This window comes from Massilia hydrophila (assembly GCF_020208145.1).
Lineage (GTDB): Bacteria > Pseudomonadota > Gammaproteobacteria > Burkholderiales > Burkholderiaceae_D > Telluria > Telluria hydrophila.
Genome location: NZ_JAHYBX010000004.1, coordinates 143,120 through 156,328 on the forward strand (window position 1 = coordinate 143,120; position 13,209 = coordinate 156,328).

Annotated in this window: 16 protein-coding genes; 9 read left to right on the forward strand and 7 right to left on the reverse strand. The window is 64.3% G+C overall.

The genetic code is table 11. The features are described from left to right. Positions 1–81: 81 nt before the first annotated feature. Positions 82–1,197, reverse strand: a complete 1,116-nt coding sequence (locus LE190_RS12570; protein WP_225239023.1) for a succinylglutamate desuccinylase/aspartoacylase family protein — start codon at positions 1,195–1,197, stop codon at positions 82–84. A 180-nt stretch (positions 1,198–1,377) separates the two neighbouring features. On the opposite strand from LE190_RS12570, the gene trmB reads away from it, so the two are divergent. Then, positions 1,378–2,058, forward strand: a complete 681-nt coding sequence (gene trmB, locus LE190_RS12575; RefSeq protein ID WP_225239156.1) for a tRNA (guanosine(46)-N7)-methyltransferase TrmB — start codon at positions 1,378–1,380, stop codon at positions 2,056–2,058. 18 nt (positions 2,059–2,076) lie between these two features. Here the strand turns inward: trmB and recQ are convergent, their stop codons facing one another. Together recQ and LE190_RS12585 are read right to left on the reverse strand one after the other, a co-directional pair. Then, the gene (gene recQ / locus LE190_RS12580) at positions 2,077–3,900 is read right to left on the reverse strand and encodes a DNA helicase RecQ (protein WP_225239024.1); all 1,824 of its coding nucleotides are present in this window, start codon (positions 3,898–3,900) and stop codon (positions 2,077–2,079) included. Between the two features lie 34 nt (positions 3,901–3,934). Continuing rightward, on the reverse strand, positions 3,935–4,768 hold the full coding sequence (locus LE190_RS12585; RefSeq protein WP_225239025.1) for an undecaprenyl-diphosphate phosphatase: 834 nt from the start codon (positions 4,766–4,768) through the stop codon (positions 3,935–3,937). 285 nt (positions 4,769–5,053) lie between these two features. Here LE190_RS12585 and LE190_RS12590 point away from each other — a divergent pair, with 285 nt between their 5' ends. Beyond that, entirely contained in the window at positions 5,054–5,389 is a 336-nt protein-coding gene (locus LE190_RS12590) for a hypothetical protein (protein ID WP_225239026.1), read from the forward strand. An 86-nt stretch (positions 5,390–5,475) separates the two neighbouring features. Then, positions 5,476–5,670 carry a hypothetical protein gene (locus LE190_RS12595; RefSeq protein WP_225239027.1) on the forward strand — a complete coding sequence of 65 codons (195 nt, stop codon included), beginning with the start codon at positions 5,476–5,478 and terminating at the stop codon, positions 5,668–5,670. On the opposite strand, the gene LE190_RS12600 is transcribed toward LE190_RS12595, so the two are convergent. Next, positions 5,662–5,934: a YkgJ family cysteine cluster protein gene (locus LE190_RS12600; protein ID WP_225239028.1), complete on the reverse strand. Its 273-nt coding sequence runs from the start codon at positions 5,932–5,934 to the stop codon at positions 5,662–5,664. The genes LE190_RS12595 and LE190_RS12600 overlap by 9 nt on opposite strands. Positions 5,935–6,057: 123 nt before the next feature. Here LE190_RS12600 and LE190_RS12605 point away from each other — a divergent pair, with 123 nt between their 5' ends. The 6 genes from LE190_RS12605 to glf all read left to right on the forward strand — a co-directional run bounded on the left by LE190_RS12605 (position 6,058) and on the right by glf (position 11,704). Beyond that, entirely contained in the window at positions 6,058–6,942 is an 885-nt protein-coding gene (locus LE190_RS12605) for an SDR family oxidoreductase (RefSeq protein ID WP_225239029.1), read from the forward strand. 120 nt (positions 6,943–7,062) lie between these two features. Then, entirely contained in the window at positions 7,063–7,707 is a 645-nt protein-coding gene (locus tag LE190_RS12610) for a TetR/AcrR family transcriptional regulator (protein WP_224947476.1), read from the forward strand. Positions 7,708–7,870: 163 nt separating this feature from the next. Continuing rightward, positions 7,871–8,524: a protein-L-isoaspartate O-methyltransferase family protein gene (locus LE190_RS12615; protein WP_225239030.1), complete on the forward strand. Its 654-nt coding sequence runs from the start codon at positions 7,871–7,873 to the stop codon at positions 8,522–8,524. Positions 8,525–8,531: 7 nt separating this feature from the next. Then, positions 8,532–8,864, forward strand: a complete 333-nt coding sequence (locus LE190_RS12620; RefSeq protein WP_225239031.1) for a rhodanese-like domain-containing protein — start codon at positions 8,532–8,534, stop codon at positions 8,862–8,864. A gap of 53 nt (positions 8,865–8,917) precedes the next feature. Then, positions 8,918–10,282: a TolC family outer membrane protein gene (locus LE190_RS12625; RefSeq protein ID WP_225239032.1), complete on the forward strand. Its 1,365-nt coding sequence runs from the start codon at positions 8,918–8,920 to the stop codon at positions 10,280–10,282. Between the two features lie 267 nt (positions 10,283–10,549). After that, positions 10,550–11,704 carry a UDP-galactopyranose mutase gene (glf, locus tag LE190_RS12630; RefSeq protein WP_225239033.1) on the forward strand — a complete coding sequence of 385 codons (1,155 nt, stop codon included), beginning with the start codon at positions 10,550–10,552 and terminating at the stop codon, positions 11,702–11,704. 80 nt (positions 11,705–11,784) lie between these two features. On the opposite strand, the gene gloA is transcribed toward glf, so the two are convergent. The 3 genes from gloA to LE190_RS12645 all read right to left on the reverse strand — a co-directional run bounded on the left by gloA (position 11,785) and on the right by LE190_RS12645 (position 13,090). Further along, positions 11,785–12,198 carry a lactoylglutathione lyase gene (gene gloA, locus LE190_RS12635; protein WP_225239034.1) on the reverse strand — a complete coding sequence of 138 codons (414 nt, stop codon included), beginning with the start codon at positions 12,196–12,198 and terminating at the stop codon, positions 11,785–11,787. 130 nt (positions 12,199–12,328) lie between these two features. After that, positions 12,329–12,760 carry an OsmC family protein gene (locus tag LE190_RS12640; RefSeq protein WP_225239035.1) on the reverse strand — a complete coding sequence of 144 codons (432 nt, stop codon included), beginning with the start codon at positions 12,758–12,760 and terminating at the stop codon, positions 12,329–12,331. 12 nt (positions 12,761–12,772) lie between these two features. Continuing rightward, positions 12,773–13,090: a hypothetical protein gene (locus LE190_RS12645; protein WP_225239036.1), complete on the reverse strand. Its 318-nt coding sequence runs from the start codon at positions 13,088–13,090 to the stop codon at positions 12,773–12,775. Positions 13,091–13,209 lie beyond the last annotated feature (119 nt).

Sequence of the window (13,209 nt, forward strand, 5' to 3'; positions counted from 1 at the left end):
ATGGAAATAGTTGTAAAAATATTAGCAAATGTGTAAATAATCCTGACACAAGATTTTAACTGTATTGCATAAAAATAAAGATCATGCACTCAGCAGATCGCCCGAGCGGAAAGACTCAGTCCCCGCAATTTTGCAAACGTGCATGCCACGTAGCAAGTGGCGATGCGCCGTGCTCGCGAATAGCAGGCCGGCATGTCCGGCCGCCAGGGTGCTTACCTGGCCGCTGACGGGATTGACGATATCCGCCACCGGCTCGCCAGCCTCGACCATGTCGCCCAGCCTCTTATGGAACACCAGTACCCCGGCATGCGGCGCCGCCAGCGGTTCGACCGCATTCAGCGGCGTTGCGCGGCACGGGGTTTCCGGCAGCGGCAGCAAAGGGATGTCGAGCACGCCGGCGTGGCCCAGGTATTGCAGCAACGCGGCGGCGTCCAGGCGCGCGTAGTCGTAGCGCACGTCGTTCTCGCCGCGCAGTTCGACGGTGACGGCGGCGCAGGCCGGCGGGATCGCCGTGCCTTCGAAATGGTCGGCCAGGTCCCACCACAGGCGGCTGCAGGCTTCATCGAAGGCCTCGCCTCCGGAGGCCTTGGCCACCAGCAGCACGCGGGCGCCCAGCAGGGCCGTCAGCGGCGCCACGGTTTCCACCAGCGGCGTGCCGGTGTACATGTGCAGCAGTGCTTCGTTATCGCAGTGCAGGTCGAGCACGATGTCGGCATCGATGGCCATCGACAGCAAGGTCTTCTTGAGGGTCTCGACATTGCTCTGCGGCTCCCACAGCGCGACCTGTTCCCGCGCGGCCTCGCGGATCAGGGCGACGTTGGCGTCGATGTCGCTGCCCAGCCTGCCTTCGAGCGACTGCTTGAGCGCGTCGGCGACATGCCGGTACAGCCGGTTGAAGTTGATCCCGGTCGCCAGGTCGTAGCGACCGAAGGGCGTGCCATGGATCACCTGCGACAGGCCGATCGGGTTGGCCGCCGGCACCAGGATGATGTCGCCACGGATGCGGCCCTCGGCGTCCAGGCGTTCCAGTTCCTGGCGCAGCACATGGGCCACCAGCATGGCGGGCACTTCGTCGGCATGGACGGCGGCCTGGATATAGATTTTCTTGCCGGTCCCGGGGCTGCCGTAGTGGAAGGACTTCAGGTGGGCGGTAGCGACGTTCTCGTCGGTGGCGATCGGGTGTTTCACGGCGTGCATGGGAGGAGCTCCGGGCTGGACAAATAAACAGCATGATTATCCGCGATTCTCCCTTCCAGCCCCGCACGGGCCCGGGCAGTGCTGGCGCCTGGGCTATAATGACAGCCGTTTTTTCCTCACCATTGTCTCTTACGGTTCCCCATGTCTTCTGAAAAGCCCACCAACGGCCCGGCGCGGCCCATGCTGTACGATCCGACCGAACACCGCATCCGCAGTTTCGTCACGCGGGCCGGCCGGCTGTCGACCGCCCAGGCGCGCGCGTTGGAGGAACTCGGTCCCAAGTACCTGGTCGAGTACAAGCGGGAGAGCCTGGATCTGGAACAGGTCTTTGGCCGCCAGGCGCCGACCATCCTGGAAATCGGCTTCGGCATGGGCGACACCACGGCGCACATTGCCCGCCTGATGCCGGAAAAGAATTTTATTGGCGTTGAAGTCCACACCCCCGGCGTGGGCAGCCTGCTCAAGCAGATCGGCGAGCAGGGCATCGAGAACCTGCGCCTGATCCAGCACGACGTGGTCGAGGTGCTGAACCACATGGTTCCCGACGGCGCGCTGGCCGGCGTGCACGTGTTCTTCCCGGACCCTTGGCACAAGGCGCGCCACAACAAGCGGCGCCTGATCCAGGGTCCGTTCGTCAAGCTCCTGTGCGACAAGCTGGCGCCGGGCGGCTATCTGCATTGCGCCACCGATTGGGAAGACTACGCGGTGCAGATGCTGGAAGTGCTGGGCAAGGAGCCGCTGCTGCAGAACACGGCCGAAGGCTATGCGCCGCAGCCGGCCTACCGTCCGCTGACCAAGTTCGAGAACCGTGGCCTGAAGCTGGGACACGGGGTGTGGGACCTGGTGTTCACCAAACAATAACAGGTCCCGGTTCGGGCCTTACATCATTTCGTTGATGAGGGCGACGATCTCGTCGCCATACGACACCAGCTTCTTCTCGCCCACGCCCGACACGCCGCGCAGCGCGTCGAGCGAGCCCGGCTTGACCTTGGCGATTTCGCGCAGGGTGGCATCCTGGAACACCACATAGGCCGGCACCCCGTGCTCGCGCGCGGTGCCCATGCGCCAGGAACGCAGGCGGTCGAAGATGGCCTGCTCGGAGCGCGACAGTTCCAGCTCCTCGTAGCCGCTGCTGCGTGACGACGAGGGCCGCTTGGCCTTGACCGGTTTCTGGTACTGGCGCAGCTGCACCTTCTGCTCGCCCTTGAGCACAGGACGCGCCGCATCGGTCAGCTTCAGGGAGCTGAAGGCGTCGTGGTCCACCGTGACGAAGCCGAGCGCGATGGCCTGGCGCACGATGGCGCGCCATTCCTGCTCGGAGCGGTCGGCGCCCACGCCGTAGACGGTGAGCTTGTCGTGGTGCCACTGGCTGATGCGTTCCGTTTGCGCGCCGCGCAGCACATCGATCACGTGGCCGGCGGCGAAGCGCTGGTCGACCCGGTAGACCGTCGACAGGAGCTTTTGCATCGGCACCGTGCCGTCGAAGCTGACCGGCGGGATCAGGCAGGTGTCGCAGTTGCCGCAAGGGCCGGAGCGCTCGCCGAAGTAGTCGAGCAGGCGCATGCGCCGGCAGCTCAAGGTCTCGCACAGGCCGAGCATGGCGTCGAGCTTCATCGACAGCACGCGCTTGAAGGTCTCGTCGGCCTCGGATTCGTCGATCATCCGGCGCTGCAGCACCACGTCCTGCAGTCCGTAGGCCATCCAGGCGCTGGCGGGGGCGCCGTCGCGGCCGGCGCGGCCGGTCTCCTGGTAGTAGCCTTCGATGCTCTTCGGCAGGTCCAGGTGGCAGACGTAGCGCACGTCCGGCTTGTCGATGCCCATGCCGAAGGCGATGGTCGCCACCATCACGATATTGTCTTCGCGCAGGAAGCGCGACTGGTTGGCCGCGCGCACGCTGTGTTCCATGCCCGCATGGTAGGGCAGGGCGCGAATGCCGTGCTCGCACAGGAAGTCGGCCGTTTCCTCGACCTTTTTACGCGACAGGCAATAGACGATGCCGGAATCCTGGGGGTGCTCGCTGCCGATGAAATCGATCAGCTGCTTGCGGCCGTTGGTCTTCTCGACGATGGAGTAGCGGATGTTCGGGCGGTCGAAGGACGAGACGAACTGGCGCGCCTCGGTCAGCTGCAGGCGGTGCGCGATCTCGGCGCGGGTCTGCTGGTCGGCGGTGGCGGTGAGCGCGATGCGCGGCACGTTCGGATAGCGCTCGTGCAGCACCGACAGGCGGATGTATTCGGGACGGAAGTCGTGGCCCCATTGCGAGACGCAGTGCGCCTCGTCGATCGCGAACAGCGCGATCGGCGCGGCGTCGAACAGCTCCAGGCAGCGCTGGGTCATCAGGCGCTCGGGCGCCACGTAGACCAGGTCGATCTCGCCGTTGCGCACCAGGCGCTCGATACGCAGGCTTTCCTCGAAGGTCTGGGTGGAATTCAGGAATGCGGCGCGCACGCCGACTTCTTCCAGCGCATCGACCTGGTCCTGCATCAGGGCGATCAGCGGCGAGATCACCACGCCAACGCCGTTGCGCAGCAGCGCCGGGATCTGGTAGCACAGCGACTTGCCACCGCCGGTAGGCATCAGGACGAGTGCGTCGCCGCCGCCGGCCACGTGCTCGACGATCTCGGCCTGCTGTCCGCGGAAGGCCGGATAGCCGAAGACCGTCTCGAGGACGTGCAGCGCGCGCGCTTGAAGCTCGGGATTCATGCGTTTGCCCAGTGTTTTCCTGATGGTTTCCTGATCAGTCAGCCCAGGTGACGAGATCGAAGTGCGCGGTGACGAGCACCAGGATACCGAACACGATACGGTACCAGGCGAAGATCGTGAAGTCGTGCGTGCTGATGTAGCGCAGCAACCAGCGTACGCACAGGAAGGCCGAGGCGAAGGCCGCCAGCCCGCCCAGGCCGAACATCGGCAGGTCGGCCATCGACAGCAGGTGGCGCTCCTTCAGCACCGAATACACGGTGGCGCCAAGCAGGGTCGGGATCGCCAGGAAGAAGGAGAACTCGGTCGCCGCCTTGCGCGACAGGCCGAACAGCATGCCGCCGATGATCGTCGCGCCGGAGCGGCTGGTACCGGGAATCAGGGCGAAGGCCTGCGCCAGGCCGACCTTCAGCGCATCCGAGAAGCGCATGTCGTCCACGCTGTCCACGCGCGCGGTATGTCCATTGCCCGTGTGGCGTCGCTCCACCCACAGGATGACCAGGCCGCCGACGATGAAAGCGGTGGCCACCGGGACCGGCGCGAACAGTTCAGCCTTGATCAGCCCGCTGAACAGGAAGCCGAGCAGGGCGGCCGGCAGGAAGGCGATCACGACATTGATCGCGAAGCGGCGCTGTTTCGGATCCGAAGCGAGGCCGGCGAGCACGCGCGCAATACGCGCGCGGTATTCCCAGATCACGGCGAGCATGGCGCCGGCCTGGATCGCGATCTCGAACACCTTGACCTTCTCGCCAGTAAAATTCAGCAGGCTGCCCGCCAGGATCAGGTGGCCGGTGGAGGAAATCGGAAGGAACTCGGTGAAGCCTTCGACCAGGCCCATGATGATCGCCTTGATGGCGAGAAGAATGTCCATTGAATACGTCAGCTGGGTGCGGATGTTTACGGGGGTGGCTGTGGAAGTACGGCGGGGGCGAAGCTTAACACGATCACAACAGGCGGCTTTGCACCAGCGTGTCCTGTCCATGATTGTACCGCGCTCGCGTTGCCGTAGGGTTAGTTCCTGCCGCTTAGCTCAACATTCTGTCGTGCGCCAGCGGCGCCAACGCGTGCTACACTCGGACGCATGAGTATTTTCGTTGTCCTCATCCTTGCTGCGCTTGCCTGGGCGGCATTTCATGGTTGGCAACTGCCCAACAGCTTGCACTACCGACCCTGGCAGGGCCGGGTCTGGCGCAGCACTTTTCCTGCCGCTTCGCGCAAGGACATCCGCGATTTCCTGTCCGTGTTCGTGTCGGCCTTGTCCTTCCGCGAAAACGAACCCTTGCGCCTGCGTCCGGACGACGAAGTGCTGGGCATCTACCGCGCCGCCAACCCGACGCGCTGGCTGCCGGACGCCCACGAGCTGGAGCGCCTGGCCAGGGCCCTGCGCGACAAGTACGGCCTGCGGCTGGACGAGATCTGGCACGAGGGCCTGACCCTGGGTTCACTGTTCCAGCGTGTGCAGCAGGCGCGCGGCCAGCGCGGCGCGGCGTAGCACTGCGCGGGGGCGTGGTCGCGAGATTACCCTGCGCGGGTAAAGATTGGTCTTGCTTTGCATAATGACACCGCCATCTGGCGCTCATGCTCAAAGAGAAACTCAACTGGAGACGGCCGCTGTTCTATGCGCTGCTGCCGATCTTTTTCGTGATGGCCTTCCTCGGCTTTCCCTTGCCCGTCGCGCCGCCGCCGGCCACCAAACCGGCGATCGAGCAGGCCAGCGTCATCAAGAAAAAGAAAAAGCGCCTTGGCCTGGTTAAGCCCGATTCGCTACCGTAAGGCGCGGTCTTCAGGCGCGGTCGCGCGCTCGAGCGCATCGAGCCACTGGATCGCCTGCGCGCGGCTGGACCCGCACATCTCCGTCGACGGCTGCAGGCCGCCGCAGAAGGCCGGGCGCTCCGGCCGGCCGAAGATGCGGCAGCGCTGGTCCTGGTCCAGCTGCGCGCAGGGCACGCCGGCCGGCTTGCCATCCGGCATGCCCGGGATCGGACTGGTGATCGAAGGCGCGGTGCAGCAGGCGCCACAGTTGTCTCTGCACTGCATGGTGGGCAAGGAACTCGGAAAAGGCAGGCCGGCAGTATACCGCCCAACCTCCCGTAGCGGGCGCGGCGCCCGCCGATTTCCTGCTAGGTTGCATCCATCGCACACCCATGAGCAGGAGGCCCCATGTCCAGTCCCCTCAAGCCCCTGGACCGCCAGGTCCTGGTGATTACCGGCGCTTCTAGCGGCATCGGCCTGGCCACCGCCCAGGAAGCCGGGAAGCGGGGCGCGAAACTGGTGCTGGCCGCGCGCGGGGGCGACGTGCTCGAGGCCGTGGTGCAGGGCCTGGCGGAGAACGGCGTCGAGGCCGTCGCCGTCGTGGCTGACGTCGCCCTGCGTGCCGACGTCGAGCGCATCGCGCAGGTGGCGCTGGAGCGCTTCGGCCGCATCGATACTTGGGTCAACAATGCCGGCGCCACCATCTACGGGCGCCTCGACCAGGTGTCCGAGGAAGATAGCCGGCGCCTGTTCGACATCAATTTCTGGGGCATGGTGCACGGGTCCCTGGTCGCGCTGCCGCACCTGAAGCGCCAGGGCGGCGCCCTGGTCAACCTCGGCAGCGAGGCATCCGAGGTGGCGATTCCGCTGCAGGGCATGTACTCGGCCAGCAAGCATGCCGTGAAGGGATTCACGGACGCGCTGCGCATCGAGGTCGAACACATGGAAGGCGCACCGGTCTCGATTACCCTGGTCGAGCCCACCGCGGCCGATACGCCGCTGCCCCAGCACGCGCGCAACTACATGGATTGCGAGCCGAAACTGCCTTCGCCCCAGGTCGATCCGCACCAGGTGGCGGCGGCCATCCTGCAGGCGGCGGTGGTGCCGGCGCGCACCGTGCGGGTCGGTCTCATGGCCGGGCTCGACATCATGGTGGAGCGCGTGGCCCCGGCGCTGGCGGACCGGCTCGCGGTATTCCAGGCGCCGCGCCAGCAGCAGGACGAACCGGCGCGCAATCCCGAAGGCGCCCTGTACGGCTCGCGCGCCGCCGGCCGTATCTATGGTCGGGGATAGGCTGCGAAAGCAGCGTAAATACTTGTTTACATTGATAGTTTCATATTGCAATGATTGCTTGACTCCCCTGCCGGTGCCGACTATATTCGAAGGCTGTTCAGTTGGTTTCTAGGCAGAAACATGCAATGTCCACTCGACAGCAAGCCGCGTTGGGAACGCCGGAAGGATGCCCGTCCCCACGAGCTCCTTGCTGCCGCCATTGACCTGTTCGTCGAGCGTGGTTTCGCCGCTACCCGCCTGGAAGACGTCGCGCGCCGCGCCGGCGTGTCCAAGGGCACCCTGTATCTCTACTATACGAACAAGGAAGAGCTGTTCAAGGCCGTCGTGCGCGAAAGCATCCTGCCTTTCCTGGGCAAGGCCGAGCTTTCCGTGGCCGAGTTCGAAGGCCATAGCGCCGAGCTGCTGCGCAGCGTGGTGATGAACTGGTCGCGCCAGATCGGCCAGAGCAAGGCTTCCGGCATCGGCAAGCTGATGCTGGCCGAAGCGGTGAACTTTCCCGAGCTGGCGCGCTTCTACCGTGAAGAAGTCATGAGCCGTACCCGGCGCATGATTTCCAGCATTCTCGAGCGCGGCATCCGGCGCGGCGAGTTCCGGTCATTCGACACCGTGCAGATGACCCAGGTGCTGATCGCACCCATGATGATGCTCAATGCATGGAAGCATTCGGCGGTGGCGCCCTGCGCATCCGACGAACTGCAGCCCCAGGCCTTCCTCGAATCCCTGCTCGATGTCACCCTGCACGGCTTGCTTCCCCGCGCCAGCTGAGTTGTCGTTTGCGCCAACGCGCCGTTTTTTCGGCGTTCAACCCCTTCAAACTGCAGACTGTCGCAATTTCCCCTGTCCTCAGGCAAGCCATCGCTAAGATGTGCGTCCTGGGGCTGTTCAACGATAAAATATCGGATTATTTATTTTTCCACTGAGAACGCAGATGAATATCGAACAAGCCCGCTTCAACATGATCGAACAGCAGATTCGCCCGTGGAATGTGCTCGACCAGGACGTGCTGGACCTGCTGCACGTCGTCAAGCGCGAAGCCTTCGTGCCGGCCGCCTACCAGAACCTGGCGTTCGCGGACGTCGAGATCCCGCTGCCGGGCGGCGAAGCGATGTTCAACCCGAAGGTCGAAGCACGCATCATGCAGGAGCTGGCGATCAAGAAGCATGAGAACGTCCTCGAGATCGGTACCGGTTCGGGCTACATGGCGGCGCTGCTGGCGCACAAGGCGCGTCACGTGACCACCGTCGAGATCCAGCCGGAAGCGGCCAAGCTGGCGCGCGACAACCTGGCGCGCGCCGGCGTCACCAATGTGACGGTCGAGGAAGGCAACGGCGCCGCCGGTTGGAACAAGGGCGCGCCCTACGACGTGATCGTGGTGTCGGGCGGCATGCCGATGCTGCCGCAAGCCCTGCTGGAGCAGGTCAAGGTGGGCGGCCGCATCGGTGTGATCCTGGGCGAGGCGCCGGCGATGAGCTTCAACGTCATCACCCGCAGCTCGGAAACGGGATACGACACGGTCAAGCTGTTCGAGACCAATGTCAAGCTGCTGACCGGCGCCCAGGCGCCCTCGCGCTTCCAGTTCTGAGGACGCGATGCAGCATTTGACCGCACCGGAACTGGCGGCCCGGCTGGCCCAGGCGCAAGCCGGGCAAGCCGAGCAGCCGCTGCTGCTGGACGTACGCGAGAACTGGGAGTTCGCCACCTGCCATATCGCGGGCTCGACCCAGATCCCGATGCACCTGGTGCCGATCCGCGCCGGGGAACTGCCGGATGACCGCGAGATCGTGTGCATCTGCCACCATGGAGCGCGCAGCATGCAGGTCGCGAGCTTCCTGGAACGTAACGGATTTGAGAACGTAACGAATTTGACGGGCGGGATACACGCCTGGGCCGTACAGGTCGATCCTTCGATGCCGAAGTACTGAGCTGCGCAAGATCGACCTGACCTTAACTTTTGATGACTCCTGTGGAGAATGTGATGCAGAAACCCCTTCTTGCCGTGCTGCTTGTCAGTGCTTTCGTTTCGCTCAATGCCAGCGCGGCCGATCTGATCCAGGTATACCAGCAGGCGCTGGCCAACGACGCGACCTTCGCCAGCGCGCGCGCGTCGGCCGCCGCCGGCCGGGAACGGATCGTCCAGGGGCGCGCGGGCCTTCTCCCGACCGTCGGCATCACCGGCAGCAGCATCAAGAACGACCGTGACGGCTCGCCCTGGAACGAAGGCGAACTGGTCACCAACCAGCAAACCGGCGTCCAGACCCGCGTGCTGGGCTCGGCTTCCAACCTGCGCACCACCGAGTACACCATTGGCCTGACCCAGCCGCTGTTCCGCTGGGACCGCTGGGAAACCTACCAGCAGAGCAAGCTGCAGCAGTCGATTTCCGAAGCCCAGTTTGCCCAGGCCCAGCAAGACCTGATCACGCGCGTGGCGCAGGCCTATTTCGACGTGCTGGCGGCCCAGGACAAGCTCGAGTCGACCCGCGCCCAGAAAACCGCGGTGACCGAGCAGCTGGCGTCGGCCAAGCGCAACTTCGAGGTCGGTACCCAGACCATCACCGACACCCACGAGGCACAGGCGGCCTACGACCTGGTGATCGCCCAGGAATTTGCCGCGGTAAACGACCTGGACAACAAGCGCAACGCGCTGCGCGCCATCATCGGCACCGAGCCGGCCGGCCTGGCGCCGCTGAAATCCGGCATCACCCTGAACGCGCCGTCCCCGGCCAATGTCGACCCCTGGGTCTCGGCGGCCGAGAACCAGAACTATGGCGTGGCCGTGTCGCAGCTGCAGGTCGAGATCGCCAAGCGCGATATTTCCAAGACCCGGGCCGGCCACTACCCGACGCTCGACCTGGTCGCCAACACCTCGCGCGTCGATACCAACGGCCGGATTTCCGGCCTGTCCGCCGTGAACAAGAACAATGCCATCGGCGTGCAGTTCGCGGTGCCGATCTTCAGCGGCTTCGGCGTGACCAGCCGCGTACGCGAAACCATCGCCCTGGAAGACAAGGCGCGCAACGACCTGGAAGCGACGCGCCGCCAGGCCGCGCTGCAGGCACGCCAGGCCTATCTCGGCGTGAACAGCGGCATGGCCCAGGTCAAGGCGCTGGAAGCGGCTGAGGTGTCGAGCCAGTCGGCACTGGAATCGAACAAGCTGGGCTACCAGGTGGGCGTGCGCATCAACATCGACGTGCTCAATGCCCAGCGCCAGCTGTACTCGACCCGTACCGACCTGTCGCGCGCGCGTTACGACACCATCCTGAACGGCCTGCGCCTGAAGGCGGCGGCCGGCTCGCTGCGCGAACAGGACCTGGCTGCTGTGAACAATCTGCTGGAAAAATAATCACCGCCAAGCAGGCTCGCCCTGTGCGGAATTGTTAAAAAGCCCGGACCTTGACCCGTCCGGGCTTTTGTTTTTTTCAGAGCGTCAAGTGATTGATTGCAAGACAGAATAGTTGACGCACGATAAGTCGTGCGCGGGCGGGTTTTTTTACAAAGCTGATAAACTGACAAGGTTAATGCGTCTTTCCTGGCTGGGCGGAAGCATCCGTCCCACCATGATGCGGCATCCCGGGCCGCCGCCAGAACTCATCCCTAAGGAAAAACAAACATGCAAAAGAACATCGCGATTGTCGGCGCCGGTTTTTCCGGGGCTGTCATTGCCAACCAGCTCGCCCAGGCAGGCTACACCGTCGAGATTTTCGAATCGCGCCCCCATATCGCGGGCAACTGCCACTCGGAACGCGATGCCGAGACCGGCGTCATGGTGCATATCTACGGACCGCACATTTTCCATACCGATATCGAGCGCGTCTGGGAATACGTGAACCGCTACAGCCGCTTCATGCCCTATGTGAACCGGGTCAAGGCGATCACCAACGGCGCCGTCTACACGCTGCCGATCAACCTGCTCACCATCAACCAGTTCTTCGGCAAGACCTTCCGTCCGGCCGAGGCTCAGGCCTTCCTCGCTTCGCTGGGCGACAAGTCGATCGAGAACCCGGTGACCTTCGAGGACCAGGCGCTGCGCTTCGTCGGCCGCGAGCTGTACGAAGCCTTCTTCAAGACCTATACCGTCAAGCAGTGGGGCATGCAGCCGACCGAACTGCCGGCCAGCATCCTCAAGCGCCTGCCAGTACGCTTCAACTACGACGACAATTACTTTGCCCATAAATACCAGGGCATGCCGGAAGACGGCTATACCGCGCTGGTCGAGAAGATCCTCGACGTGCCGGGCATCACCCTGCACCTGAACACCACCTTCGATCCGGCCACCAAGGGCGACTACGCGCACGTGTTCTATAGCGGACCGATCGACGCCTGGTTCAAGCATGCCGAAGGGCGCCTGCCATACCGCACGCTGGATTTCGAGGTGTTCCGCGACACCGGCGACTACCAGGGCAATGCCGTCATCAACTACTGCGACGACAGCCAGCCCTACACCCGCATCACCGAGCACAAGCACTTCTCGCCGTGGGAGCAGCACGAGAAGACCCTGATGTACAAGGAATACAGCCGCCAGTGCGAAGAGAAGGACATTCCGTATTATCCGATCCGCCAGGCGCGCGACAAGCAGCAGCTGGAACGCTACGTGAACGTGGCGCGCGAGGAGCCGAACGTGACCTTCGTGGGACGCCTTGGCACCTACCGCTACCTGGACATGGACGTGACCATCAATGAGGCCTTGGCCACCGCCGACAAGTTCCTCGCATGCGCGCAGAACAAGGAGCGCATGTCGGCCTTCGTGATCGATCCCATGGCTTGACGTTCGTCGGGTGGGCGGGAAAACCCGCCCAGACGCCATGAACGACGACGCCTGCGCGGCAGGGCGTGCCGGGCAGGGGCTTAGCTGCTCAGGCCGGCGCCCGCAGCATGGTCCTTGCGCTCGATGAGTTCGACCTTGTAGCCGTCCGGATCGGTGATGAAGGCGATCACGGTACTGCCGCCCTTGACCGGACCCGGCTCGCGCGTGATGTTGCCGCCCGCGGCGCGCACGCCCTCGCAGGTGGCGTAGATGTCTTCGGCCGAGATGGCGATATGGCCGTAGGCCGTGCCCATGTCGTAGTTGTCGACGCCGTAGTTGTAGGTGAGTTCCAGTTCGGCGTGGTCCGGGTTGCTGCCGTAGCCGAGGAAGGCGAGCGTGTACTTGTACTCGGGATTGTCGCTGGTGCGCAGCAGTTTCATGCCGAGCACGGTGGTATAGAAGTCGATGGAGCGCTGCAGGTCGCCGACGCGGAGCATGGTATGGAGGATGCGCATGGGGGTGTCTTTCTGGTCAAACGGAAAGCGGCCATTTTATGCGCTGGGCGCCGTTCGTGCAGGGCGGTGCCGGGAGCCGTGCGCCCGCCCTGCGAGTCGCTGCGGCCTGGCAGGGCCGCGGGCGGCAGGCTCAGCTCTCGAGCCGGGACGTCATCGTGATGGTCGCGTTCAGCAGCTTCGACACCGGGCAGTTTTCCTTGGCCGTGTTGGCCGCCTTGTCAAAGGCTTCCTGGCTGGCGCCGGGGATCTTCGCCACCAGGTCGAGGTGCACGGCGGTGATCGAGAAGCCGCCCTCCACCTTTTCCATCGAGACGGTGGCGGTGGTGCGCAGTTCCCGCGCCGTCATGCCGGCCTGGCCCAGCTGGCCGGACAGGGCCATGGTGAAGCAGCCGGCGTGGGCCGCGCCGATCAGTTCTTCCGGATTGGTGCCCGGCCCGTCCTCGAAGCGGGTGTTGAAGCCGTACTGGGCATCCTGCAGCACGCCGCTGCCGGTGGAGACGGCGCCCTTGCCGTCCTTCAGGCCGCCGCTCCAGACGGCACTGCCATTGCGCTTGATCGTCATCGTAGCTGTCCTTTATCGGTTCTTGCCCGGTTCCGAATCGACCGAGTCGTGGCGCGCCATCGAACGGTGGCGGTCGGGCTGGGGGTTGGCCTGGCCGGTGGCACCGGGCGCCGGGTCGACGGCCTGTTCCAGTCCCTGCCCATTGGTGCCATAGCGGTCAGTGTTCTGCAGGCCCTGCGCCATGTCTTCGGCGGCCTGCTTCATGACGCCGCGCGGCGCCTGGTCCTGGCCGTCCGGGCTTTCGTCGCGCTCGTGCGGCTGGCGTTTCACGCCGTCGTTCTCGATCGGCTGCTTCGTGTTGACGAAGCGGTCCTTGGTTTCGGTCACCATCTCTGCCTCCTTGCATTTCCGTTGACTGCATCCTAACCGTGGGCGAACGAAGCAGTCGCGCAATTGGAACGGTGGGGAAAAACTTTCCGGGGAAGTTAGATGCATTTTTGCAACTAACC

Coding starts and splice junctions, on each gene's coding strand:
- LE190_RS12570 (WP_225239023.1), bottom strand. CDS start 1,197: ATGCACGCCGTGAAACACCCGATCGCCACCGACGAGAACGTCGCTACC.
- trmB (WP_225239156.1), top strand. CDS start 1,378: ATGCTGTACGATCCGACCGAACACCGCATCCGCAGTTTCGTCACGCGG.
- recQ (WP_225239024.1), bottom strand. CDS start 3,900: ATGAATCCCGAGCTTCAAGCGCGCGCGCTGCACGTCCTCGAGACGGTC.
- LE190_RS12585 (WP_225239025.1), bottom strand. CDS start 4,768: ATGGACATTCTTCTCGCCATCAAGGCGATCATCATGGGCCTGGTCGAA.
- LE190_RS12595 (WP_225239027.1), top strand. CDS start 5,476: ATGCTCAAAGAGAAACTCAACTGGAGACGGCCGCTGTTCTATGCGCTG.
- LE190_RS12600 (WP_225239028.1), bottom strand. CDS start 5,934: ATGCAGTGCAGAGACAACTGTGGCGCCTGCTGCACCGCGCCTTCGATC.
- LE190_RS12605 (WP_225239029.1), top strand. CDS start 6,058: ATGTCCAGTCCCCTCAAGCCCCTGGACCGCCAGGTCCTGGTGATTACC.
- LE190_RS12610 (WP_224947476.1), top strand. CDS start 7,063: ATGCAATGTCCACTCGACAGCAAGCCGCGTTGGGAACGCCGGAAGGAT.
- LE190_RS12615 (WP_225239030.1), top strand. CDS start 7,871: ATGAATATCGAACAAGCCCGCTTCAACATGATCGAACAGCAGATTCGC.
- LE190_RS12620 (WP_225239031.1), top strand. CDS start 8,532: ATGCAGCATTTGACCGCACCGGAACTGGCGGCCCGGCTGGCCCAGGCG.
- LE190_RS12625 (WP_225239032.1), top strand. CDS start 8,918: ATGCAGAAACCCCTTCTTGCCGTGCTGCTTGTCAGTGCTTTCGTTTCG.
- glf (WP_225239033.1), top strand. CDS start 10,550: ATGCAAAAGAACATCGCGATTGTCGGCGCCGGTTTTTCCGGGGCTGTC.
- gloA (WP_225239034.1), bottom strand. CDS start 12,198: ATGCGCATCCTCCATACCATGCTCCGCGTCGGCGACCTGCAGCGCTCC.
- LE190_RS12640 (WP_225239035.1), bottom strand. CDS start 12,760: ATGACGATCAAGCGCAATGGCAGTGCCGTCTGGAGCGGCGGCCTGAAG.
- LE190_RS12645 (WP_225239036.1), bottom strand. CDS start 13,090: ATGGTGACCGAAACCAAGGACCGCTTCGTCAACACGAAGCAGCCGATC.